Origin of the sequence: Actinoplanes sp. NPDC089786, from assembly GCF_040684855.1 — a bacterium.
Taxonomy (GTDB): domain Bacteria; phylum Actinomycetota; class Actinomycetes; order Mycobacteriales; family Micromonosporaceae; genus Actinoplanes.
On the sequence record NZ_JBFBGU010000014.1, the window covers coordinates 214177 to 239330 of the forward strand.

A 25154-nucleotide genomic window follows, 5' to 3' on the forward strand; every position below is an offset into this window, starting at 1 on the left:
TGTCCGGTATGTCGCGCCGAGGCGTTCTCGGCCGCACCCTGGCCGTGGGCGGCGGCGCCGTGCTGGCCGGCCTGGCCGGTGAGGGCCTCTCCACCCGGCTGGCCTACGCCGGCGAGGGCTACACCGGCGACACGCTGGTGGTGCTGTCGCTGCGCGGCGGCTTCGACGGGCTGTCGGCCATCGCCCCGATCGGCGACACCGACTACTACAAGGCCCGGCCCAGCATCGCCCTGCCGAAGAGCGCGGTGATCGCCGGCGACGGCACGTTCGGGCTGCACCCGGCGCTGGCCCCGCTGCTGCCGCTGTGGAACGACGGCCGGTTCGCCGCGGTGCAGGCGGTCGGCCAGCCCAGCCCGACCCGGTCACACTTCGCCGCGATGGAGGAGATGGAACGGGCCGCGGCCGGCACGTCGCTGCGGACCGGCTGGCTGGACCGGATGCTCGGGCTGACCGGGAGCACCGCGCCGCTGGCCGGGGTGGCGATGGGCAACGCGATGCCGTCGCGGATCTTCGGCGGGCCGACCGGCGACGTGTCGATGGCCTCGATCGACGACTTCAAGCTGGCCGGTGAGAGCAGCAAGCGCCCGATGGCGGCCGCGCTGCGCCGGATGTACGCCGACGCGCCGGCCGCGCTGGCCGCCCCGGCCCTGGCCGCCGACCGGGCGCTGACCGCGAGTGTGCCGCTGCGGGCCGAGAAGTACGCGCCGGCCAACAACGCGATCTACCCGGCCACCCCGCTCGGCGAGGCCCTGCGCGACCTGGCCCGGCTGATCAGGTCCAACGTCGGGCTGGCCGCCGCCGCGGTCGACTCCGGCGACTGGGACATGCACGAGGCGCTCGGCGCCGCGGTCAAGGGCCAGCGGATGTACGACAACCTGTACGACACGTCGCTGGCCCTGGCCGCCTTCGCCGCCGATCTCGGTCCCGACGGCATGGCCAAGGTGACCGTGGTGACGATCAGCGAGTTCGGCCGCCGGGTCGGCGAGAACGGCTCGAAGGGCGTCGACCACGGCCACGGCAACGCGATGATGCTGCTCGGCGGCGGGATCCGGGGCGGGAAGGTCTACACCAGGTGGCCGACGCTGGCGCCCGGCGCCCTGGCCGACGGCGACCTCGCGGCCACCACCGACTACCGCTCGGTGATCGGCGAGATCCTGCAGAAGCGATGTGGCTTCGGCGCGCTCGACGACGTTTTCCCGACCATCACGCCGTCGTCGTTCGGGCTGGCCGCCGCCCGTTCCTGAGCCGCGGGCCGCTCCCGCTCGGCCTCGTCCGGCCGCGTCATCGACCGGCGGTCATCTCGGTGAACCGCCGGTCGATCCGCAGCATCCGGTCGCTGGTCTCGAGAACCTGGCCGGGCCGGTCCAGCCGGTCGTAACAGCCGCGCAGCACCCGCAGGAAGACCAGCTCGCGGGCCAGGTAGACGGGCAGCGGCGCGCCGATCGAGTCCATCCGGGCGGTCGCCTCCTCGTAGTGCACGGCCGCCGCCTCGTCGTCGCCGCGGGCCAGGATCGCGTCCAGGCCCAGCCCGGCGGTGGCCTCGGCGGCCAGCCAGCGGGCGTGCCCGGAGCTGCCGCTGATCCCGTACAGCAGGAGGACCTCGCGGAACTCCCGGTCGGCGGCCGCGTAGGCACGCCCGCCGGCGCCGCTCTGCCCGCGGCAGATGGCGCTCAGGCCGAGCCCGAGGCGGGCCCGCATGCTCAGCAGCACGCTCTCCGGCGACCCGTTCAGGTAGGCCCGGTAGCTCTGCTCGGCCGGGTCCAGGGCGGACAGATCGGCGCCGGGCTTGCAGGACACCCCGGCCCGGTGGGCCTCGGCCAGCCCGATCAGCGCCCGGCCGTAACCCGGCTGCGCGGCCAGCGCACGCTCGAAGTAGGCGATCGCCCGTTGCGGGTTGCGGCGCCCGGCCGCGTTGCCGGCCATCAGGTCGACCACCGCCCGGTGCACCACCGGCCCCTGGGCCTGGCCGCCGATGAGCTCCAGTTCCTGGCCGGCCCGCACGAAGTGGTCCTCGGCCATCTGGTAGTCGTCGTCGGCGTAGGCGCCCAGCCCGCGGACGAAGGTGACCACCCCGCCCAGGTAGTGCCGGGTCGCGGCGGACAGCTCGCCGGTCGTCCCGGCGGGCTCGGTCAGGGTGAGGTCCTGCCGCCCGCCGAACTCGGGGGTCTCGGCCAGCGCCCGGTCGCCGAGGAAGATCTCGACCGTGGTGACCGTCCGGCGGCCGGCGGGATGCACGGCCGGTCGCAGCACCACGTCGGCGTGCTGCTCGGCGGCGGCGCTCGCGAGGTCGGCGCCGGGCGGGCCGGCCAGCGCCCGGACCTGGATCGCGGCCGAGTCGCCGGCCCACGCCCGCAGGTCGCGGTCGAGCGCGAGGGCGGGCGCGGGACCGGCCGCGGTCAGCACCAGGACGTTGAACGCGCCGCTCATCGGCGCCGACGTCAACCGCTGATCGGCCGCGACCAGGAAGCCGGCCGCCACCAGCACGATGGCGGCCAGAACGCCGGGTAACACCCGTCGCCGGCTCGGTGGCGGGGGCGCCTCGGGCGCCACGCGCGGCGGGGCCGGTGCTTCGACCACGAGGCCGGCCCGGTTCCAGCGGGCCTCCCAGCGCGGCAGCTCCCGGTCGAGCTCGTCGGTCCGGCCGGCATAGCGCAGACACCCGATCACGTACGCCCGGGTCGTCTCCCACGACGGCACCTTGCGTCCGCTGGCCGCCTCGGAGAGCGTGCTGGTGGCACAGTGCGCCAGGCCGCTGAGCACCCGGTAGGGCGGGTTGCCGCACTCGGCCCGCAAGTCGCGCAGGCGCTGCGCGAAGTCCCGCAGGTTGGCCGGGATGCTCCCGTCCAGCTCGGCCTGGCGCCGGCCCCGCCTCGCTGCCGCGGTGTCAGTCACGTCCGGCCTCCGACGTGCAGAAGACATTCAGATGGGGCCCGTCGCGCAGGGCCGCGCTGGTGATGCCCCAGCAGGCGTTCGGCAGGTCGCCGCCGGTGCGGAACACGGCATGCCCACCGCCGAGCGCGTCGGCGCGGACCCGGAAGGTCGAGAAGTAGTGGTCCTCGCGGTAGACATGGAAGTCCACTGTGCCATTCGGCGGATAGCCGGCGAAATACAGATGCAGATCGACGCTGTGGTCGAGGAACGCGCTCCCCCGATCGAGCCAGAGGCGTGGTGTCGTCGGCCGGGTCACGGTGAAGACGGCCTCGGCGTGCCGCTCCCCCTGCCGGGCGGTCACGCGATAACCACCGGCCCGGTACGACGGCAGGATCGGCCACCCGAAGAAGTTGGCCGGGTCGGGTTGCGGCGGGACCGCCACCGGCCGGCCGCCGGGCGGCGTGACGGTGACCTGGAGCGGCCGGTCGCTCCGGAAGCCGAGGAAGCAGAGCAGGAACTCGGTCGGGATCAGCGGCTTGCTCGCCATCTCGATGCGCGGCCGCGTGGCCTCGGGGTCGTAGCACTCGGGGCCGCCGCCGAAGAAGAACTCGACCTGCTCCGGCACACCGTCGGGGCGGTCGTCCGGATGCCTCAGGGCCCCCTCGATCAGCACCGGGTCGTCGGCCGGCGGGTTCCCCGGCGTCCGTGCCGGCGGCGGCGCGATCACCTGGGCGTGCGGCCGGGCGCGCCGCGGCGCCGGTCCCGGCCCGGTCGCCGGATCCGCTCCCGGCGCCACGGACCCCGGCGAGGCCGGGCCAGACGAGATCGGGCCGGGCGAGGTCGGGCCGGGCGAGATCGGGCCGGGCGAGGCCGGGCCGGGCGACCGCGGCTCGGGCGACGGCCCGGGGATGTGGATGATGCCGGGCGGGCGCGCGGTGGGCGGCGCCGGCCGGTCGAGGGCGGCCAGCACCAGCCCGGTCGCCACGGCGGCGGCCAGGGTGGCGGCGGCGATCACTCGGCCCCTGATGTGCAGAATCCGTTCTCGGTGTTCGGCGGCTCGTCACCGGTCGAGTCGCCCAGGGCGGGGTGGCTCACGCCGAAGCACCCGTCCGGCGGGTCGTCACCGGTACGCAGGATGGCGTGACCGCCGCCGGACGCGTCGGCCGGGACCCGGAAGGTCGCCCGGTAGCCCTCGCCGGCGTAGAGGTTGAAGGCGACCATGCTGTCCGGCGGGAAGCCGGCGTAGTACATGTGCACGTCGGTGCTGGCCCGGAAGGCGGGCGGGCGGTCGATCCAGAGCCGGGGCCGGGCCGGCCGGAGCACGTTGACCGTCTTGGTGACCACGGTGTTCCCCTGGCGGGCGGTGATCCGGTGGGCGCCGGCCCGGTGCGAGGGCAGCCGCGGCCACTCGTACCTGTGCCCCTGCTCCTCGCTCCTGGTGGCGGGCAGGGTGCGGGTGATCGTCCGGCCGCCGGGTGGCGTCAGGGTGATCCGCACCGGCCGTTCCTTGTCGAACCCCATGAAGCACAGCTGGAAGCGGCTGGGGATCACGGCGTCGTCCGACAGCGTGATGGCCGGGGGCGGCGGCGGGATCCGGTCGAAGCACTCCGGCCCGCCCCCGAAGAAGAAGTTCACCTGCTCGGGTACGCCGTCCGGCCGCGGTTCCGGCGCCATGTCCTCGGGCCTCTCGACCACCACCGGACGGTCCGCGGGCGGCCCTGGCCCATCCGGGAGGGCCGGGGGCTTGTTGTGGTCGCGCAGCCGCTCGGGCGACCGGGAGCGGCGGGGCGAGGGCACGGCCGGCCGCTCGGCGGCGGGCCGGTCGGGGATCGGTTGCGCGGAGGGGTCGGCCGGCGGCAGCGGGTCGCCGGCCGGCGCCACCTCAGGGCTACGGGCGGGCGCGACCGCGGGGGTGGCCGCCTCGTCCGGCCCGGTCACCGCCACCACGGCCACACCGGCCAGGACGCCGGCGAGCACCACGCCGGCGATGATCGCGGTCGGCCGCCGCCAATCCCTCATACCGCCCTCCCCGAGACCCGCCGCGGGTCCATGGTGGAGGAAGGTACCGAACGGGACGGTGAAGAGTCGGATTCAGGTCACTACGACGGGAGGAGGGACCGCAGTGCCCTCCTCCCGTACCGCGGGTCAGCGCGACGCGCCGGCCCGCCGCTTGGCCCACACGTCGAAGGCGACCGCGGCCAGCAGGACCGCGCCCTTGACCAGCATGACCGACTCGGTCTGCGCGCCGATCAGGCCCATGCCGTTGTTGATCACGCCCATGATCAGGCCACCGGTGATCGCGCCGACCACCTTGCCGACCCCGCCCTGCACCGCGGCGCCGCCGATGAACGCGGCCGCGATGGCGTCCAGCTCGAACTGGTCACCCGCGGTCGGGTTGGCCTGGTTGAGCCGCCCGGCGAAGATGATGCCGGCCAGGGCCGACAGCACGCCCATGTTCACGAAGATCCAGAAGATCACCGACTTGACCTTCACGCCGGACAGCGTGGCGGCCTGCAGGTTGCCACCCACGGCGTAGATCTGCCGGCCGAACACCGCCCGGTTGGTGAGCACCGAGTAGCCGATCACCAGCGCGGCGAGCAGCACCAGCACCCAGGGCAGGTTCTTGAACCGGGCGAGCTGGAGGACCACGTACATGACCACCAGCGCGGCCAGCGCGATCTTCAGGACGAACAGCGGGATCGGGTCGACCGCTTGCTCGTAGCGCAGGCGGGCGATCCGGGTCCGCCACTGGCTGAACGCGAACACCGCCACCGCGGCCACCCCGACCAGCAGGCTGAACAGGTCGGCCCCGCCGAGCGCGCCCAGGCCGATGTTGCCCAGATAGCCCTCGGTGAAGCCGTTGGCCAGGGTGCGCACCTCGTCCGGGAACGGGCCGATGCCGCGGTTGCCGAGCACGGTCAGCGTGACCGCCCGGAACAGCAGCATGCCGGCCAGCGTCACGATGAACGCCGGGATGCCGAAGTAGGCGACCCAGTAACCCTGCCAGGCGCCGATCAGACCGCCGATCAGCAGGGTGACCAGCACGGCCAGCGGCCACGGCCAGCCCTGGTTGACCATCATCACCGCGGCGAACGCGCCGCTGGCGGCCACGATCGAGCCCACCGACAGGTCGATGTGCCCGGCGATGATGACCAGGATCATCCCGATCGCCAGGATCAGGATGTACGAGTTCTGCACCACGATGTTGCTGATGTTCTGCGGCGCCAGCAGGTCGCCACCGGTGAGGATGGTGAACAGCACCACGATCGCCGCGAAGGCGAAGTAGATGCCGCTCTGGCGCAGGTTCAACTGGAAGCGCCGGGGTCCCTCCGGCCCGGCGCCGGCCGGTACCGGATCGACCGCAAGGTCGGCATTGCTGGGCGCGACGCTGGTCATTGCGCCTGCCCTGCGGTCATGAGCGTCATCAGGCCCTCCTGGGTGGCGTCCGACCGGGGCACCTCACCGGTGATCCGGCCGGCCGACAATGTGTAGATGCGGTCGCAGAGGCCGAGCAGCTCGGGCAGCTCACTGGAGATGAGCAGCACCGCCTTGCCCTCCTCGGCGAGCCGATTGATGATCGTGTAGATCTCGTACTTGGCGCCGACGTCGATGCCTCGGGTGGGCTCGTCCAGGATCAGGACGTCCGGGTTCGTGAAGATCCACTTGGACAGGACGACCTTCTGCTGGTTGCCGCCGGAGAGCTTGCCGGTGATGCTCGAGACGCTGGGCGCCTTGATGTTCATCGACCGGCGGTACTCCTCGGCGACCTTGAACTCCTCGTTGTCGTCCACCCAGCCCCGGCGCGCGAGCTTCCGCAGACCGGCGGCGGAGACGTTGCGCTTGATGTCCTCGATCAGGTTCAGGCCGTAGCGCTTGCGGTCCTCCGTCGCGTACGCGATGCCGTTCCTGATCGCGTCCCGCACCGACCGCAGGTGGATCTCCCGCCCGTCCTTGAAGACCCGCCCCGAGATCCCGATGCCGTACGCCCGCCCGAACACGCTCATCGCGAGCTCGGTGCGGCCGGCGCCCATCAGCCCGGCCAGGCCGACGATCTCGCCCCGGCGCAGCGTCAGGTTGGCGTTGTCGACCAGGACCCGGCCGTGCTGCGTCGGGCTGTGCACGGTCCAGTCCTCGATCCGCAGGATCTCGTCGCCGACGTGCGGCTCCCGCGGCGGGAACCGGTGGTCGAGGTCGCGGCCCACCATCCCGGCGATGATCTTCTCCTCGGTCACCTCGTCGGCGGCCATGCTCATCGTGGTGATCGTCTTGCCGTCGCGCAGGATGGTGACCCGGTCGGCGATGGCCATCACCTCGTTCAGCTTGTGCGAGATGATCACGCAGGTGATCCCCTCGTCACGCAGGCCGCGGATCAGGTCGAGCAGGTGCTCGGAGTCCTCGTCGTTGAGCGCCGCGGTGGGTTCGTCGAGGATCAGCAGCTTGACCTCCTTGGAGAGCGCCTTGGCGATCTCCACGAGCTGCTGCTTGCCGACGCCCAGATCGACCACCGGGATGACGGCGCTCTCGGCCAGGCCCACGCGGCGCAGCAACTGCTGCGCCGCCTGGTTGGTGCGGTTCCAGTCGATCATGCCGCGAGTCGCCTGCTCGTTGCCGAGGAAGATGTTCTCGGCGATCGACAGGTTCGGGGCCAGCGCCAGCTCCTGGTGGATGATGACGATGCCCCGGTGCTCACTGTCCCGGATGCCGGCGAACCGGCACGGCTCGCCGTCGAAGAGGATCTCTCCGTCGTACGAGCCGTGCGGGTAGACGCCGGACAGCACCTTCATCAGCGTGGACTTGCCCGCGCCGTTCTCACCACAGATCGCGTGGATCTCGCCGCGTTCCACGTCCAGCGTGACGTCCTGCAAGGCCTTCACACCCGGGAAGGTCTTGGTGATGCCCCGCATCGACAGGATGGTCACTTCAGATCCGAGTCCTTGTAGTAGCCGGTGTCGACCAGGGCCTTCGTGTAGTTGGTCTTGTCCACGATGACCGACTCGAGCAGCATCGACGGCACGACCTTGACGCCGTTGTCGTAGTCCTTGTCGTTGTTCGTGGTCGGCTTCTGGCCCTTGAGCACGGCGTCGGCCATGCCCACGGTGGTCTTGGCCAGCTCGCGGGTGTCCTTGTAGATGGTGGAGTACTGCTCACCCTTGATGATCGACTTCACCGAGGCGAGCTCGGCGTCCTGTCCGGTGACAACCGGGTAGGGCTGGCCCGTGGTGCCGTATCCGTTGCTCTTCAGGGCCGAGAGAATACCGATCGAGAGGCCGTCGTACGGCGACAGCACGCCGTCCACCTTCAGACCCGAGCGGTACGTCGAGGTCAGCAGGTTCTCCATCCGGTCCTGAGCGGTCTTGGGCTGCCACCGCAGGATCGCGACCTTCTTGAACTCGGTCTGCGTGCTCGGCACCTTCAGCGTGCCCTTGTCGAGGTACGGCTTCAGCACCGACATCGCGCCGTTGAAGAAGAACGTGGCGTTGTTGTCGTCCGGCGAGCCGGCGAACAGCTCGACGTTGAACGGGCCCTTGGCGGTGCCCGGCGAACCGTCGGCGTTGACCAGCTTGAGACCGGTCAGCAGCGAGGTCGCCTGCTGCACGCCGACCTTGAAGTTGTCGAAGGTCGCGTAGTAGTCGACGTTCGGCGAGTTGCGGATCAGCCGGTCGTAGGCGATGACCGGGATCTTGTTGTCCTTGGCGCTCTGCAGCTGGGTGGTGATCGCGGTGCCGTCGATCGACGCGATGATCAGCAGCTTGGCGCCCTTGGTGATCTGGTTGTCGAGCTGGTTCACCTGGGTCGGGATGTCGTCCTCGGCGTACTGCAGGTCGACCTTGTAACCCAGCGCCTCGAGCTGCTTCTTCAGGTTGTCGCCGTCGCCGATCCAGCGCTCCGAGGACCGCGTCGGCATGGTGACACCGATCAGCGCGCCGGCGTTGTTCGCGCCGCCGGACGCCTGCTGGTCGACGGTCTTCTCGCTGGAACCGCAGGCGGCCAGCGCCGCGGTGAGGACGGTGGCCGAGGCCACCGCCGCCAGACGGGTGAAACGCATGAATTCTCCTCTATTTTTCACAGGGGCCGGGCCAGGCGGTAGTACGCCTGATTCCAGCGGATCCGGTCCGCAAAGTCATCAACATTTGTCGATGAGTCGATGATCAGGAGCTCAGTATTGAGCATGGTGGCGAAGTCGCGAAGGGTCTCGGCCCCGACGGCCGCGGTCATCACCGTGTGGTGCGGGCCGCCGGCCGTCAGCCAGCTCTCGGCCGAGGTCGACAGCGACGGGCGCGGCTTCCACACCGCCCGGGCGACCGGCAGCCGGGGCAGCGGCTCGTCCGGCGGCACCACGTCCACCTCGTTGGCCACCAGGCGGAACCGCTCGCCCATGTCGGACATGCCGATCACCACGGCCGGGCCGGGCGCGGCGTCGAAGACCAGGCGGACCGGGTCCTCGCGGCCGCCGATGCCCAGCGGGTGGATCTCGACCCGCGGGGTGCCGGCCGCGATCGTCGGGCACACCTCGAGCATGTGGGCGCCGAGGATCTTCGGCTCACCCGGCCCGAAGTGGTACGTGTAGTCCTCCATGAACGAGGTCCGGCCGCCCGGGGCCATCGCCTTGATCGTGGCCAGCAGCACCGAGGTCTTCCAGTCGCCCTCGCCGCCGAAGCCGTACCCGTCGGCCATCAACCGCTGCACCGCCAGGCCCGGCAGCTGACGCAGCCCGCCCAGGTCCTCGAAGTTGGTGGTGAAGGCGCCGAAGCCGCCCTCGGTGAGGAAGCGGCGAAGGCCGGCCTCGATGCGCGCGGCGTACCGCAGCGAATCGTGCCGCTCGCCGCCGCGGGCCAGTTCGGGCGCCAGCTCGTACGCGTCGGCGTACTCGGTGACCAGCTTGTCCACCTCGTCGTCGCCGGCCGAATCCACCCGCTCGACCAGATCGTTCACGCCGTACGTGTTGACCGAGACGCCGAACTTCAGCTCGGCCTCGACCTTGTCGCCCTCGGTGACGGCCACGTCGCGCATGTTGTCGCCGAAGCGCGCCAGCCGCAGGGTCCGCAGATGTTGCACGCCGGTCGCCGCCCGCGCCCACCGGTTGATCCGTTCGACCACGCCCGGGTCGCTGGCGTGCCCGGCCACCGTCTTGCGCGGCACGCCCAGCCGGGCCTGGATGAACCCGAACTCCCGGTCGCCGTGCGCGGCCTGGTTGAGGTTCATGAAGTCCATGTCGATGGACTCCCAGGGCAACGACTCGTTGAGCTGGGTGTGCAGGTGGAGCAGGGGCTTGCGGAGCGCGTCCAGCCCGGTGATCCACATCTTGGCCGGCGAGAACGTGTGCATCCAGGCGATCACGCCGACGCAGTTCGGGTCGGCGTTGGCGGCCAGCATGACGTCCCGGATGGCCGCGCTGCCGGTGAGCACCGGCCGGCCGACCAGCTCGGCGATCAGCCCGTTGCCGGTGAGCATCCGCTGGATCTGCTGCGACTGGTCGGCCACCTGGTCGAGGGTCTCCGGACCGTAGAGGCCCTGGCTGCCGGTGAGGAACCAGATCTGGGGTGTCACGCTCGCGGCTCCTGTCCGTAGACGTTCTGGTAGCGGTCGTAGAGCGAGTCGATGTGCTGCCGCGCGATCGGCACCGGCTCGCCGAGCTGGCGGGCGATGTGCACGGTCCGGGCGACGTCCTCGCAGAGCACCGCCGACTTCACCGCCGACTTCGCGTCCTTGCCCACGGTGAACGGACCGTGGTTCCGCATCAGCACCGCCCGGGACCGGTAGGCGCGGAGGGTGTCGACGATGCCGCGGCCGATCGAGTCGTCACCGATCAGCGCGAACGGCCCGACCGGGATCTCGCCGCCGAACTCGTCGGCGATCATCGTGAGCACGCACGGGATGGGCTCGCCGCGGGCGGCCCAGGCGGTCGCGTAGGTGGAGTGGGTGTGCACCACTCCCCCGACCTCGGGCATGTGCTGGTAGACGTACGCGTGGGCGGCGGTGTCCGAGGACGGCGCCAGATCGCCCTCGACCAGCTTGCCGTCGAGGTCGGTGACGACCATGTTCGCCGGCGTGATGTCGTCGTAGGAGACACCGGACGGCTTGATCACCAGCAGGTCGGCCCCGGGCACCCGGGCCGACACGTTGCCCGCGGTCCACGCCACGAGTTGATTGCGCACCAGCTCGGCGTGCAGGGCGGCCACCTGCCGCCGGAGCTCGAGGATGCTCTCGGCAACCGTCATGAGGTCACGACCTTGCGCTGGATGGCGCGAAGCTTGCGCATCACGTTGTTCTCGCCACGGCCGAAGTAGTCGTGCAGGCGCACGTACTCGGCGTACAGCTCGTCGTAGACCGCACCCGCCGCCGGATCGGGCGACCAGACCGCGTCCTGCTTGCGGCCCATGGCCGCGGCCGCGGCACGCACGTCGGGGTACGCGCCGGCGGCCGCGGCGCCATGGATCGCCGAGCCCAGCGCCGGGCCCTGGTCCGACCCGATCACCGACAGCGGCAACTTCAGCACGTCCGCGTAGATCTGCATGACCAGCGGGTTCTTGATCAGCCCACCGGCCGCCACGAACTCGCGCACCTCGACGCCGGCCTGCTGGAAGGTCTCCACGATGACCCGGGTGCCGAAGGCGGTCGCCTCGATCACCGCGCGGTAGACGTCCTCCGGCTTCGTCGCGAGCGTCTCGCCGACCACCAGGCCGGACAGCTCGGCGTTGACCAGCACCGAGCGGTTGCCGCCGTGCCAGTCCAGCACCAGCAGGCCGTGCTCGCCCGGCTTCTGGCCCCGGGCCAGGTCGGTGAGCTGCTCGTGGGTGTAGCCGGGCGGCACCACGTGGGCGAAGATGTCGCCCACCCCGCTCTGGCCGGCCTCGTAGCCGAACAGGCCGGCCACGATCCCGCCGTCCACCACCCCGCACATGCCCGGCACGACCTTGACCTCGTCGTGGTTGACCATGTGACAGGTCGAGGTGCCCATCACGGCGACCATCTGGCCCGGGTCGAGCGCCTGGGCGGCGGCCGAGGTGACGTGCGCGTCCACGTTGCCGACGGCGACCGCGATGCCCTCGGGCAGGCCGGTCCACTCGGCCGCGCGGGCGCCGAGCCGGCCGGCCGCCTCGCCGAGCTGCCCGATCGGTTGGTCCAGCTTCGTGTCGACGAAGTCGGCGAAGTCGGGGTTGAGCTCGGTCAGGAACTCCCGCGACGGGTACGCGCCGTCCTGCCGGATGCCCTTGTAGCCGGCCGTGCAGGCGTTGCGGACGTAGTCGCCGGTGAGCTGCCAGATGATCCAGTCGGCCGCCTCGACCCAGCGCTCGGTGGCCGCGTACACCTCCGGGTCCTCCTCGAGGACCTGCAGCGCCTTGGCGAACTCCCACTCCGAGGAGATCAGCCCGCCGTAGCGCGGCAGCCAGGACTCGCCACGCTTCGCGGCGAGGGCGTTGATCCGGTCGGCCTGCGGCTGGGCGGCGTGGTGCTTCCAGAGCTTGATGTACGCGTGCGGCGAGCTGGCGAAGCGGTCGAGCTCGTTGAGCGGGGTGCCGTCGGCCGTGGTCGGCACCATGGTGCAGGCGGTGAAGTCGGTGCCCACCCCGATCACCTGGGCCGGGTCGACCTGGGCCGCGCGCAGGGCCGCGGGGACGGCGTTGCGCAGCACCTCGATGTAGTCGGCCGGCACCTGCAGCGCCCAGTCGTGGCCGAGCGGCGTGCCGTCGGGCAGCGTCTCGGTGAGCACCGCGTGTGGGTAGTCGTGCACGGCCGAGCCGAGCTCGGCGCCGTCGGAGACCCGGACGACGACGGCACGACCGGAGAGCGTTCCGAAGTCGATTCCCACGACGTACGCCGGCGGTGTGTGCTGGGTCATGAAGCGAAAGTGTGAACGCTAACAATCCATCGTGTCAACGGCTGTCGGCAACATTCAGGACACGACGGTTTTACTTTGCTTTATCTGCGGACGCTGTTGCGCACCACCAGTTCCGGCTCCACCACGGTCTGTCCGGGCGCGGCGTCGGCATCGGCCATCTGAGCGAGCAGCAGATCGAGGCCGGCCAGCGCCACGGCCGCGAAATCGGGGCGGACCGTGGTCAGCGGCGGGATCAGGAACGCCGCCTCGGGCACGTCGTCGAAACCGACCACGCTGACGTCCTCGGGCACCCGCCGGCCCCGCTCGTAGAGCGCCCGCAGCAGGCCCAGGGCCAGGTGGTCGTTGGCCGTGAAAACCGCCGTGACCTCGGGCATCCGGGCCAGCATCTGCCCCGCCGCATAGCCCGCGGCGGCCGACCAGTCGGCCTGCACCGGCGGCGGCACCTCGGCCCCCGCCGCCTGGAGGGTGCGCCGCCAGCCCTCGATCCGGCCGGCCGCGTCGTACCAGTCGGGCGGGCCGGAGACGTGCCAGACCGTGCGGTGACCGGCGTCCAGCAGGTGTTGGGTGGCGGCCCGGGCCCCGGCCACCTGATCGACCGTGACCAGCCCATGGGCCCGGTTCGGGTCGCCGTCGATGGTCACCACCGGCACGCCCGCGGGCAGCGCGGCCAGCCCCTCGCCGGCCGAGGCGGTCGGCGCGATCACCACCAGCCCCGCCACGCGCTGATCGAGGTGACGGTCGACCGCCGCCGCCACCGATTCCCGGTCGAGCCTGACCACGCTGGCCACGCTCACCGCGAAGCCGGCCTCGGCCGCGGCCTGCTCGAAGGCCGCCAGCAGCGACGCCGGGCCGAACAGCGTGCTGTTCAGCGTGACCACGCCGAGCAGCTGGGAACGGCCGGTGACCAGCGTGCGGGCCGCCCGGTTGGGCCGGTAGCCCAGCTCGGCGATGGCCGCGCGCACGCGCAGCCGGGTCTGCTCCTTCACGTTCGGGTGATCGTTCAGCACCCGCGACACGGTCTGGTGCGAAACCCCCGCCAGCCGCGCGACGTCGGTCATAGCCGGGCCACGGGACCCCCTGATGTCCACCAACGCACCCTCAACCCCTCAAGAAAGGCCTGGAGAAGAGACTAACGCCGGGCCGGTCCCGTGACCCGTTGCCTCATGTTAGCGATAACACGGCCGGGGTCAAGACTCTATTGTTTCCGGTCGTCGCTTTGCCACCGCCTCCGGTCCACGCTTTGCCGCCGCCTCTGGTTCACGCGTGGCGCGCTTCCCGTTCATGCGCGGCGTCGCCTCCGGTTCATGCGCGATCCGTAGAGTTACGGCACGATGAACACCGTGCTCGACTCGGGCCCCGACGAAGGATTCGCCTCGCTGCGCCGGCCCGGCCGGCCCCGCAAGGAGCGGTACGAACTCGGCCGGTCCCTCCGCGAACGCGCGCATCGCTCGGAGATGGCCTTCTGGACCCCGCCGGCCGACCGCGCCGGCGTGCTCGCCCACCTCGCCGAGGCACACACCGGCCGGGTGTCCTGGCTGATCCCGGTGCGGATCGGCCGGATGGTGGCGTCGCCCTACGCGTTCCTGCGGGGCTCGGCCAACGTCATGGCCGACGACTTCGCGGCGCTGCCGCGTACCGGCATCAATCCCGTGATCTGCGGTGACGCCCACCTCGGGAACTTCGGGTTCTACGCCTCACCCGAGCGCGAGCTGGTCTTCGACCTGAACGACTTCGACGAGGCGCACCCCGGCGCGTGGGAGTGGGACCTGCGCCGGCTGGTGGTCAGCGTGCACGTGGCCGGGCGGCAGAACGGATTCCGGGAAAGCGCCTGCGCCGAGGCCGTGCGACATTGCGTGGCCGAGTACCGCGAGCAGATCGGCCACCTCGCCGAACAGCCGCTGCTGGCCCGGTCGTTCGAACAGCTCGACGTGGATCGGCTGCGGCAGGCGGCGACCGGCTCGAACTTCAAGGACTCGGTCTCCCGCGCCGCCCGGCGGGCCCGGCGGCGTACCTCGGACCGGGCTCTGCCCCGCTTCACCGAGCCCTTCCACGGGACGGCCCGGCTCATCGAGGAGCCGCCGCTGATCACCCGATTGTCGCCGGCGGACCGCGACCTGGTCGGCGAGGCCCTCGACGGATACCTGAACACGCTGCCGCCGCACTGGGCACGCATCCTGGCCGGCTACCGGATCGTCGACATCGCGCACAAGGTCGTCGGGGTCGGCTCGGTCGGCCTGCGCGCCTACGTCGCGCTGTGCGAGGGCAGCAGCCCCGACGACGTGGTGTTCCTGCAGCTCAAGCAGGCGCGACGCTCGGTGGTGGCTCGCCACGTGCACGGTGACTCGGCGTGGCACCGGCACCAGGGACAGCGTGTGGTCGAATATCAGCAGGCGTTGCAGACGGTCAGCGACCCCCTGCTCGGCTGGACGACGGTCGGCGAGCGCCAGTACTACGTACGGCAGTTCCGCGACATGAAGGGCGCGATCGTGGTGGACGACCTCAGCGCGGGCGCGCTGTCCGACTACGCCGGCATCTGCGGCTACCTGCTGGCCAAGAGCCACGCCCGGACCAGCGGCGCGTCGATGATCGCCGGGTACGTGGGCAGCAGCGACAAGCTCGACGAGGCGCTCTCCCGGTTCGCGCGAACCTACGCCGACCAGGTCGAGAGCGACCACGAGACCCTGGTGTCCGCGGTCCGCCGCGGCCTCCTGCCCACATCGGGGGCGGCGTGAGCGGCGTCGTACCCCTCTCCTCACCGGCACTGCAGACCTTCTGGACCGAGCGTCACCTCTGCACGTTCACCACGCTGCGTGCCGACGGTTCCCCTCACGTGGTGGCGGTCGGGGCGACGCTCTCCTTCGAGGACGGCCTGGCCCGGGTGATCAGCTCGTCGTCCTCCGCGCACGTCAGGCACATCCTGGCCGGGGCCAATCGGGTGGCGATCTGCCAGGTGGACGGGGCGCGGTGGAGCACCGTCGAGGGCAAGGCGTCGATCCTGTCCTCCGTCGATGCGGTCACGCTGGCCGAGAATCTTTACGCGGCGCGCTATCGGGTGCCGCGACCCAACCCCTCGCGCGTCGCCATCGTCGTCGAGGTGACTCGGGTGCTCGGCGCCAATTCGCTGCTGAAGACCGATTAGGCCGCGCTTCTCGAGACGGCGGGATTCGCGGGATAGCGTGCAGGGGTGAGCAACCTGCAGGCGGGATCCGGCCGGGCCGGCTCAACCTGATGACGGCCGGCCGCGGCATCTCGCATTCCGAGGAGACGCCGACGGTCAACTCCGGCGTGCTCCAGGGCGTACAGCTATGGGTTGCCCTGCCCGACGCGGCCCGCGCCCGGCCGCCCGCCTTCGCCCACCACGCGGATCTCCCGGTCTTCACCGCCGGCGGCCTGCGCGCGACCGTGATCATGAGCGAGCTCGGCGACGCGGTCTCGCCGGCCACGACGTTCAGCCCGCTGACCAGCGCGGAGATCACCGCGGCGGCCGGCGCTGAGGGGGTGGTCCCGCTGCGTGCCGATTTCGAGTACGCGGTGCTCACCCTCGACGGCGCCGCCATGATCGACGGGCAGGAGCTGAAACCTGGGCCGCTGCTGTACGTGGGCGAGGGCCGCACGTCCCTGCGCATCGCGGCCGGTCCGGCCACCCGGGTGCTGCTGCTCGGCGGCGAACCGTCCACGGAATCGCTGGTCATGTGGTGGAACTTCGTCGCCCGCACCCACGAGGAGGTGCTCGAGGCCCGCGCGGCGTGGGAGTCGGGGTCACTCTTCGGCGAGGTTCACGGGTACGAGGGACCGCCCCTGCCCGCGCCACCGATGCCGATCACCCGGCTGGTTCCCCGCGGCCGGATCCGCTGACCCACGTCCCACATCGCACAAAGTCCGCTTGACGGGCCTGGAAGAGGGGCGGATCGTCGAGGTATCCCGCACTTCTGCCTGGAGCAGATCGTGACCATCGTCGACATCGGCCGACTAGCCCTCATCATCGCCGCACCGACCCTCATCGGGGCCACGGTGCTCTTCGCGCCGCGCTGGTGCGCCTCCGTGGCCGACCGGTGGCGGGCCCGGCGTCCCGCGGACCCCCAGCCGATCGGCCCGCCGATCGAGCAACTGGCCTGTGACCTGCGCCGACTGCTCCGCCTGCATGGAGAGCTGACCGCGTCGGCCCACCTGGCCATGAGGGCACACCGCTTGTGGGCGGTCGAGGCGGCGATCTCGGTGCGCGCGGTGGAGGCGGCGCGGGCTCTGGGCGTACCCCATCCCGAACCCGAGCCACCCGCCACCCTGAACCGGACCGAACTGGGCACGATCCTGCACGACCTGGCCGACGCGGGCCTGGTGCTACCGGCAAAGGTCGGCCCCTTCATCGGCGACGGGCGTTATTAGCGTCGATCCGACCCGCTTGGCCCGCGGCTCGTCGGGCTCAGTCAGCTCGGCCGCGAACCATCCGGCCCTGAGCGATCAACCTCGCCCGCGGCGCCCGCCGGAACTACCTCGGTCGGGTCGCGGCCTCGACGGACGTGACCTCGGAAGAGAGTGAACGGTGGCGAGGTGCACCTCGCCACCGTTCGGGACCCGGTCGGCGGACTTACGTGCGGGGGCGGCGGCCGCCGGCCGGGTAGTTCATGGTCTGCAGGGTCCAGGCATCGATGCCGCGCAGTGCCTTGCGGAAGCCCGCGCGAACTGCGCCGATGTCGAGACGCGGCATATCGTGTTCCTCTCACCAGTGATCGACCCGATCGGCAGGACGCCGACCAGGCGCGGTTGCCCGAAGGTGGGCCCTATGCGGCGACCGGCCTCGGCTCGCGGCCGTCCGGCCAACGGCCCAGCTCGTCGCAACGCACCCTGCGCCTCGTCCAGGACCGGGCGCTCGCGAGGCGCCACACGCAGGGGCGGTGACACTGCACCGCCGCCGGGCCGGACGCCCGGGCCGGCACCGCGTCGTGCCGGCCGGGCGAGTTCCGTCATCCACGGTGCCAGGCCAAAGCCCAAGATCCGCGCGGCGGCGACGTGCCCTTCACCACCGCCGTGCCACAGGTGGCCCATCGCTGTCACGGAAGGTTTCCGGTTGCCTGAGCTGGGCTTTAAGAATTGCTTAAGCCGATCAGTTTTTCTGCCGTCCGATCAACACGCCGGAAATGGTCACCGTCTGCGCATTCACAAGATCGGAGCGTACTTTTTGCAGGTAGGGTTGAACCGGACGGCCGGGTGACACGTACTGTCCGTCGAGGGGTGCCCTCCCGGGCGCCCACGTAGCGGACCCCACGGCCCGGTGAAGCGCTTCCTGCCAGGTGGCGCACACTGCGCAAGTGCGGTTAACGTTCCACATCGGCCGCGCGCGGGGGCGTCGCGACCGACGGACACGGCTCGGTCAGGACGGGGGGACGACGATGCGCCACCGGTGTTTCACCATCGTCGCCCATTCGGGGTCGGCATGAGTTACGAGGACGACGAATACTGGGACGGCGAGTACACGGACAATTCCCCGGTCGCCTATGTGGAGAACTCCGCGACCGCGCCCGACCGTTACCCGCCGGCGAATTCCCCCGGCCGTCGCCCCCGCCGCCCCGCCCAGGTCAAGACGTCCAGCCGGAACGGCGATCCCGAGCCAACCCCCATTGATCTTGATGTACGCCCACCCGACGAGCTCGCCGCCCGCCGCCGCAACAAGCGGACCAAGGCGCCGCAACGTCCCGCCGAGCCCCCGCCGCAGCAGGGCCTGTCGAAGCCCGGCACCAAGGGCGGCGACTTCGACAGCACCCGGCCGGACTGGCTGAACGACCCCGACTTCGTACCCACCGACACCTCGGTGCCCGACCCGTCACTCGGCGACATCGTCGACTTCAACCGCCCCGAGTTCGGCGCCGACTTCGACAACCCCGAATACCACGGCCCCGACGTCGGCACCCGCGCCGTCCGCCCCCGGCGCGATCCCGAGATCATCGACTATGTCGACGACGACTACGACGACGACGCCTACCTGGCCGACCTCGCCCGCGCCCGCACGGACCAGGGCGCCGGCCGCGACACCGATTTCTCCGACGGCCGCAGCACCTACAAGGGCGACCACCCCACGCGCGCTCAAGACCTCGATGACGGGTACGGGTACGACGACCGCTACCGCCCCGACGACCGCTACGGCGAGGCCGGCCCCCGCCGCCCCGCCGACGACCGTTACTCCCGCGACGACCGCTACCGCCCCGGCGACCGAGCCCCCGACCGCCGCCGCGACGCCCTCCCCCGCGACGACTACGACCGCGGCGGCCGCCCCGACCGCTCGTACGACCCCCGCCGCGACTCCCGCCCCACCTCCCCGGCCCGTGGTGACGACCCTCGGCCCACGTCCCCGGTCCGTGGCAACGACCCTCGCCCCACCTCCCCGGCCCGTGGCAACGACCCGCGCCGCGACTCCCGCGTGGCCCGTACCGACCCCCGCCTCGACCCGCGCGGGCCCCGGCCCGACCGCGACGACGCCCGCCGCGGGCCGTACCGCGACGACCGCGAGGTGGCCCGCCGCGACCAGCGCACCCCAGGCCTGGAACGCGACCCGCGCATCCCAGGCCGCGCCCCACGCCCGGACCGCGACTCGCGCCTCCCCGGTTCCGAACGCGACCCACGCGTCGCCGCCGGCCTCGACCCGCGCATCGCCGGCCCGAACCGCGACCCGCGCCCCGACCGCGACCCGCGTCTCCCCGGCGCCGATCGCGATCCCCGTGTCGCCGGCACAGACCGTCGCATGCCGCGCGACGACCGCCCCGACCCCCGAGTCGCCGGCGCGGCCCGCGTCGACCCGCGCGCCGGTGGCCCCGACCAGCAGATCCGCCCCCGCCCCGACCAGGACCCACGCCGCCGGCGGGTGGCCATCGACGGCCCCGACGACGTCGACATCGCCGCTCCCATCGACGGCCGCAGCACCGCCCGCGACCGCTTCGGACGTCCCGCCCCCGCCGAGTACGTCAACGACTACGAGATGCCCGCGGAGCCGGTCCGTGGCCGGGCGGTCATCGACGGCACAGTCGTCGACCGCAGCGACGCCCCTCCCGCCCCTCCAGCCCCTCCCGCCCCTTCAGCCCCTCCCGCCCCCGACGGCCGCGAGGTCCTCGAGGGCGAGATCATGCCGATCCGCGCCCAGCGCAGCCGCATCACCGTCGACGGCATGGACGAATCCGTCTTCGAGGGCCAGTACCACCCCGAGGACCACCCCGACCAGCGCCGCCACGCCCCCCGCCGCCCTGCCCCGCCCCGTCCCGCGCCGCCCCGTCCCGCGCCGCCGGTCACCGGCCGCGCCCAGGTCCCGGTCCCACCCGCCGGCCTGGACCCGCAGGACCGCCCGGTGTCGGCCAGTCCGTACTCCGAAGACACCCGCCCCACCTCCGGCAGCGGCGCGGTCGGCCGGGCCCGCCCCGGCACACCCGAGGAAGCCCGCCCCGCCTCCGGAAGCGGCACCACGGGCCGAGCCCGCCCGATCGCCCCCGACGACGCCCGCCCCGAGCCCGGGAGCGGCGCCTCAGGCCGAGCTCGCCCGGGCGCGCCGGATGAGCCGGCAGAGCACCTCGGCCAGGGCGTCTCCGACGACGCCCGCGCGGCGGCCGATGCTTGGCGCTACCCCGACGCCGACCAGTACCAGGAGCCCGACCCTTCCGAGGTCGACGGCGAGGGCCCACGCGTACTCCACAAGACACCGCCCCCGACCAAGCCCCGGGTCCTCCACAAGGCGACGCCGCCCGCGCCGCCCCGCGTACTCAAGAAGGCCGAGCCACCGGCCCAGCCGCGGGTGGTGAACAGCGCCCCGCCGAGCGCTCCCGCACGCGCGGTCCCGCCGGCGCCGCCCACCGAACCGCCGACCCACACCTCCGAACCCCAGGACACGGCCCCGCAGACGACCCGTCGGCCTGATCCGCAGACGTACCCCTCGCCCGCCTCCGAGCCCTACGGCCAGCGGAGACCTGCCTCCGGGCGCCCCGGCACTCCGGCGCCGACGCCGCAGGGCTTCGAGCCCGCCGCGCAAGCACCGGCACACCACCGCCCGGAGCAGACCCCGCCCGCGAACTGGGGCCCCGACGGAACGTCACCCGCCGACACCCTCGCCACGCCGGCAACTCCCGGGCAGCGTCCCCAGCCGACTTCGCAGGCGCGGGGCGCTCAAGCCGCGCCGAGCCGCAAACCTGAACAGATGCGGCCGGCAGCGGACGGCCAGGCCGTGGCGAGCCACCGGCCCGAGCCGATGCGCCCAAGCCCTGACGGCCAGGCCTCGGCGAGCTACCGGCCCGTGCCAACGCCGCCGTCACCCATGACGCAGTGGCCGGAGCAGGCACCGGGCGCGCAGTCTTCCTTGCCTCCGCAGGCTCCTCCGGCACGCCGTCCCGCGCCCGCCGGTCAGCCTCCGGCCGCTTTTCACGGCGGACCCCACGCCGCACCGCCTCAGGGCGGACCCCACGCCGCACCGCCTCAGGGCGGACCCCACGCCGCGCCGCCCCACGGAGGACCCCACGCCGCGCCGCCCCACGGCCGGCCCCAGGCCGCAGCGCCTCAGGGCGGGCCCCAGGCCGTAGCGCCCCAGGGCCGGCCCCCAGCCGCGCCGGCGCAGGACCAGCCGCCGGCGGAGGGAAAGCGCCGCTTCCCCTGGAGCCGCAACAAGAACGGCGGCAAGCAGAAGAACCAGTCCAAGCAGCAGCCGCAGAACGTCACCCCTCCGCCGGGAGTTGGCGCCGACCAGCAGTGGCAGTCCGATCCGGAGCAGCCTTGGGGTGCGTCGCCGCAGCAGGCCGCTGGGCGGCAGGCATGGCCCGGCTCGGACCAGATCGCGCCGGGTGCGGCGCAGGACCCGTGGGCTGCTCCGGCCCAGCCGTGGAACGACTCTCAGCAGCCCGACCCGGCTGCGATCCACGACGATGACGCTTGGCTGTCCCAATTGCGCGGCGGCGACGATTGGTCGTCCGATCCGCAAGCCGATCAGCGCGACGACCAGGCGTGGCCCGCCGACGCCCAGCCGGGCGCACACCAGGAACCTTGGGACGCCCAGCCAAGTCCGGCGCCAAACACCCTCCCGGACACCCAGCATTCCTGGGACGCCCAGCCCGCCGCGCAACAACCCTGGGACACCCAGCCCGAGACACCCTGGGACACCCAGCCGGACGCACAACACCAGGCATGGGATCCGCAGCCGAACGCAGAACAGGCGTGGAACCGGCAGCCGGACGCGCGACAACCAGCACCGGAAGCCGAATCCGGCCAGGCAGCAGCGCAAGCGTGGCGTGACCAACCCGCCCAGGCACCTCAGCAGGCACGGCAGCCGCAGCCGGGCCACGGGGCACGGCAGGCTTGGGATGCCGAGTCCGGCCAGGCTGTCCGGCAGCCTTGGGACACCCAAGCCGGCCAGACCGACACTCAGCAATGGGACGGTCAGCGCGACCAGCAGCAATCGAGTAATGCCCAGGCCGGGCTGGATCGCCGGGAGTCGCGGGGCGTTCAGCCGAGCCAGCCGCCGTGGGACGCGCAGGCGGGGGCGGGACAGCAGTCGGTGCCTGGCGCGGGGGTCGGGCCGGGTCAGGAGACCGAGTCGCTGGTTCCGCCGCAGATGCGGCCGGGTGGGCCGTTGCCTACGCGGGGGCCGGGGCAGTCGCTGGATGGTCCGCAGAGCTGGAACGGTTTCGGCGGGCAGGAAGGCGGCGTAGCCGAGGCGGAAACTCACGACCCCGCTCAGCAGCAAGGCCGGCCGGCCGATCGGACACAGCCGCTGGCACGGCAGAGCGGTCAGGCTCAAGCGCCTGCCCAGCAAGCGGATAGCCTGCAAGGACCGCGACACGGCGCCGTCACACAGGGCACAGCCACACCAGTGGGCGCGGAAGGCATCGCGCCGCAGCAGGTGGACGGCCTGCAAGGACCGCGGCACGTCGACGCGCCTCAAACACCTGCGCCACGGCACGGCGGTGTTGTGCCCCAGGGGCCGGCACCGCGGCACGGTGGCGCACCGCAGGGGCCGGCGCCCCGGCATGGTGGAACGCCTGCCGGGCCTGCGCCGCGGCATGGTGCGCCGCAAGCTCAGCCTGAGGTCTGGCGTGACACCGCCGCGGAAGAGGCTCCGGGCTGGAACGAGACAACGCCCCCGCACGGCGCGCCTCCGGCGGCTCCGGAGCGGGAGACCGACGTCCGCGGGTCGGCGCAAGAAGTCGACGGCGCATCGCCGCCGTCGAGCCGGAAGGTTCCTGCTGGGCCGGACAGCCGCAACGTGGTGCCGGCCGGGGAACGGCCGGCGCCGCCGACGCCGGTCACCGCGCCCATCGGCCGGCTGGTGATCGCGGGCCCCGACGCGGAGCGGAAGTATGTCGACGCCGACCTGAAGGTCGACTGGTTCGGCAAGGGTGGCCCGGCCGAGGCCGACGGCAACGGCAACAAGGCCGAAGAGGCCCAGGTTCAAGAGGCCCAGGTTCAAGAGGGCAAGGTCGAAGAAGCCAAGGCCCCGGAGAAGCCCGCGCCGGTCGCCGGGGCTGACGGTGTGGTCATCGACCTGGACATCAGCGGCCTCTTCGACGGGCGGGGCGTGACCGCCGAGCAGGCCATGATCGTTGCCCGCGAGTTACGCGAGCAGAACGAGAAGGCCGCCCGGGACGAGCCCGAGAACCCTGCGGAAGCAAAGGACGGGGCGGAGGAGAAGGCCGTGGGCCAGGGGGCGGCCGTCAGCCAGGAAGCCGCCGCAGGCCAGAAGCCGGCCGAGGAAAAGGCCGAGGCAGAAGCCGAGACACGAGCCGAGGTGAAAGCCGAGGCAGCCCCCGAGGTGAAGACGAACGGCGTCCCCACGGCCGCGGATCTGGACTCGATCCGGTGGCGGCTGGACGGCGGGACGCTTCGCGAGGTGGTCGACAACCGGGAAGGGCTGCAGCGGCTGGGTGAGCAGCTCGACGGCCCGCTCGCCGCCGAGCAGGACGATGCCACCAAGGCGGGGCTGCTCAGTGTCCGGGCCGAGGTTTATCGGTTGCTCGGCGAGTTAGGGATGGCCGCCGCGGCCAGCCGGCTGGCTCTGGCCCACGCCGAGCGCGCCGGTGATGCCCGGGCCCTGGTGATCGCCCAGGCCGAGCTGGCGCACACGTTGCGGTTGCGGGGGGACTTCGTCGAGGCGGACCGGCTGTTCGAGCAGGCCGCCAGTTCCGAGACGCCGGAGCCGCTGCGCGCCGTGGTGCATGAGAACGCGGGGCGGAGCGCCTTCGATCAGGGGCGGCACATGGAGGCCCTGGATCATTTCGCGCGGGCCGTGCGGCTGGGCGACGAGGACGACATGGATCTGGCCGAGCGGGTCGGTGTGAGCCTGGAGGCGGTCTACATCCACGTGCTCCGGGACGGCTGGGGCCCCTATCCGCGCATGCGGCGGGAGATCATCGACCCGGCGCTGCTGGGGCCGGATCAGGAGCCGGCGCCGGAGGCGTGAAACCGGGCATCGTCGCCACGGCCACCCGGCCCCGGCCGCCGCTCTTGGCGCTGTAGAGGGCCGTGTCGGAGGCCCGGACCAGGTCTTCGACGTCCAGGGCGTGCTCGGGCAGGGCGGCCACGCCGATGCTCAGGCCGGGCGGGCCGGAGCGCAGCGTGGTGTCCTGGGCGACGATCTCCTGGAGGCGGGTGACCGCGCGCAGCGCCGCGGGCTGGTCGCCGCGCAGCAGCATGACGAACTCGTCGCCGCCGAACCGGGCCACCACGTCGTCGGGCGACGCGACCTCCCGCATCGCGCCGGCCACGAGCTGCAGGGCGGCGTCGCCGGCGGCGTGGCCGTACGTGTCGTTGATGCCTTTGAAGTGGTCGAGGTCGATCGTGATGACCGCGAGGGGCGCCGACCGGCCGGCCGCGGCGAGCGCGTCGTCGAAGGCGCGGCGGTTGGCCAGGCCGGTGAGCGGGTCGGCGAAGGCCTGGTCCTCGAGCTTGCGGCGCAGCTGGTCGGCGCGGTCGCGGAGGCTGTAGACGACGACCGCGGTCATGATCAGCGCGATGGTCATGGCGATCCAGTCGGCGAACGCGTTCTCCGCCCGCAGGGCCACGATCACCACGCCGGCCTGGCCGGTGCTCACCGCGACCAGGTTGAGGTAGATGACGCGGCGGCTGAGGAAGTTCGCCGCGTACAGCACCGGCCACAGGTAGAAGAGCTGGGAGCCGGTGCTGGCGTCCTTGGTCATCAGGTTGAGCCCGGAGATGACCAGGGTGGCGCTCAGCGGCGCCGACCAGTAGAACAGGTCGGGCAGCCGGTGCGGGCGCGACCAGCAGACCCACGCGCCCAGGGCGAGGGCCAGCGCGGTGGTCCCGATGGCGATCAGGATCGGCAGCGCTTGGCCCGGCTGCAGGACGAAACCCGTGAGGAGTACGAAGGGAGCGGCCGCGAACAGGAGGTACGCGACGGATCGCGACGCGCCGTGGCGGTCGCGGATCTCGTACGCCATGGTTCCTCCTCCGGGTTCTCTCCTGG

General features: G+C 72.3%; 17 protein-coding genes. 6 read left to right on the top strand and 11 right to left on the bottom strand.

Going from position 1 to position 25154, the window contains the following annotated elements; genetic code table 11:
- Positions 1–8: 8 nt before the first annotated feature.
- Complete coding sequence (locus AB0O15_RS31955) at positions 9–1244, top strand: DUF1501 domain-containing protein (RefSeq protein WP_364326114.1); 1236 nt, start codon at positions 9–11, stop codon at positions 1242–1244.
- Between the two features lie 37 nt (positions 1245–1281).
- Here the strand turns inward: AB0O15_RS31955 and AB0O15_RS31960 are convergent, their stop codons facing one another.
- From AB0O15_RS31960 to AB0O15_RS32005, 10 genes are all read right to left on the bottom strand, one after another.
- Positions 1282–2892 (bottom strand): hypothetical protein, encoded by a 1611-nt coding sequence (locus AB0O15_RS31960; RefSeq protein ID WP_364326117.1) that lies wholly within the window; start codon positions 2890–2892, stop codon positions 1282–1284.
- Positions 2885–3886 (bottom strand): hypothetical protein, encoded by a 1002-nt coding sequence (locus tag AB0O15_RS31965; protein ID WP_364326119.1) that lies wholly within the window; start codon positions 3884–3886, stop codon positions 2885–2887. The genes AB0O15_RS31960 and AB0O15_RS31965 overlap by 8 nt, the downstream gene beginning before the upstream one ends.
- Complete coding sequence (locus tag AB0O15_RS31970; protein WP_364326122.1) at positions 3883–4890, bottom strand: hypothetical protein; 1008 nt, start codon at positions 4888–4890, stop codon at positions 3883–3885. The genes AB0O15_RS31965 and AB0O15_RS31970 overlap by 4 nt, the downstream gene beginning before the upstream one ends.
- Before the next feature lie 126 nt (positions 4891–5016).
- Positions 5017–6267 carry a multiple monosaccharide ABC transporter permease gene (mmsB, locus tag AB0O15_RS31975; RefSeq protein ID WP_364326125.1) on the bottom strand — a complete coding sequence of 417 codons (1251 nt, stop codon included), beginning with the start codon at positions 6265–6267 and terminating at the stop codon, positions 5017–5019.
- Positions 6264–7775, bottom strand: coding sequence for a multiple monosaccharide ABC transporter ATP-binding protein (gene mmsA, locus AB0O15_RS31980; RefSeq protein ID WP_364326189.1), 1512 nt, complete (start codon positions 7773–7775; stop codon positions 6264–6266). Before mmsA ends, mmsB begins: the two co-directional genes overlap by 4 nt.
- A gap of 11 nt (positions 7776–7786) precedes the next feature.
- Positions 7787–8917: a multiple monosaccharide ABC transporter substrate-binding protein gene (gene chvE / locus AB0O15_RS31985; RefSeq protein ID WP_364326127.1), complete on the bottom strand. Its 1131-nt coding sequence runs from the start codon at positions 8915–8917 to the stop codon at positions 7787–7789.
- Positions 8918–8934: 17 nt separating this feature from the next.
- Positions 8935–10419 (bottom strand): L-arabinose isomerase, encoded by a 1485-nt coding sequence (araA, locus tag AB0O15_RS31990; protein ID WP_364326130.1) that lies wholly within the window; start codon positions 10417–10419, stop codon positions 8935–8937.
- On the bottom strand, positions 10416–11090 hold the full coding sequence (locus AB0O15_RS31995; protein WP_364326133.1) for an L-ribulose-5-phosphate 4-epimerase: 675 nt from the start codon (positions 11088–11090) through the stop codon (positions 10416–10418). Before AB0O15_RS31995 ends, araA begins: the two co-directional genes overlap by 4 nt.
- The gene (araB, locus tag AB0O15_RS32000) at positions 11087–12712 is read right to left on the bottom strand and encodes a ribulokinase (RefSeq protein ID WP_364326135.1); all 1626 of its coding nucleotides are present in this window, start codon (positions 12710–12712) and stop codon (positions 11087–11089) included. Before araB ends, AB0O15_RS31995 begins: the two co-directional genes overlap by 4 nt.
- 80 nt (positions 12713–12792) lie before the next feature.
- Entirely contained in the window at positions 12793–13770 is a 978-nt protein-coding gene (locus AB0O15_RS32005) for a LacI family DNA-binding transcriptional regulator (RefSeq protein WP_364326138.1), read from the bottom strand.
- 273 nt (positions 13771–14043) lie between these two features.
- Between AB0O15_RS32005 and AB0O15_RS32010 the strand changes: the two genes are divergently transcribed.
- From AB0O15_RS32010 to AB0O15_RS32030, 5 genes are all read left to right on the top strand, one after another.
- Positions 14044–15444, top strand: coding sequence for a DUF2252 domain-containing protein (locus AB0O15_RS32010; protein ID WP_364326140.1), 1401 nt, complete (start codon positions 14044–14046; stop codon positions 15442–15444).
- On the top strand, positions 15441–15851 hold the full coding sequence (locus tag AB0O15_RS32015; protein ID WP_364326142.1) for a pyridoxamine 5'-phosphate oxidase family protein: 411 nt from the start codon (positions 15441–15443) through the stop codon (positions 15849–15851). Before AB0O15_RS32010 ends, AB0O15_RS32015 begins: the two co-directional genes overlap by 4 nt.
- Positions 15852–15916: 65 nt before the next feature.
- Positions 15917–16567: a pirin-like C-terminal cupin domain-containing protein gene (locus AB0O15_RS32020; RefSeq protein WP_364326191.1), complete on the top strand. Its 651-nt coding sequence runs from the start codon at positions 15917–15919 to the stop codon at positions 16565–16567.
- A 90-nt stretch (positions 16568–16657) separates the two neighbouring features.
- Positions 16658–17095 (top strand): hypothetical protein, encoded by a 438-nt coding sequence (locus AB0O15_RS32025; RefSeq protein ID WP_364326144.1) that lies wholly within the window; start codon positions 16658–16660, stop codon positions 17093–17095.
- Between the two features lie 1048 nt (positions 17096–18143).
- A complete protein-coding gene (locus tag AB0O15_RS32030; RefSeq protein ID WP_364326147.1) occupies positions 18144–24131 on the top strand; it encodes a hypothetical protein in 5988 nt (1995 codons plus the stop codon).
- On the opposite strand, the gene AB0O15_RS32035 is transcribed toward AB0O15_RS32030, so the two are convergent.
- The gene (locus AB0O15_RS32035; protein ID WP_364326150.1) at positions 24079–25128 is read right to left on the bottom strand and encodes a GGDEF domain-containing protein; all 1050 of its coding nucleotides are present in this window, start codon (positions 25126–25128) and stop codon (positions 24079–24081) included. The two genes, AB0O15_RS32030 and AB0O15_RS32035, sit on opposite strands and share 53 nt — an antisense overlap.
- Positions 25129–25154: the final 26 nt, after the last annotated feature.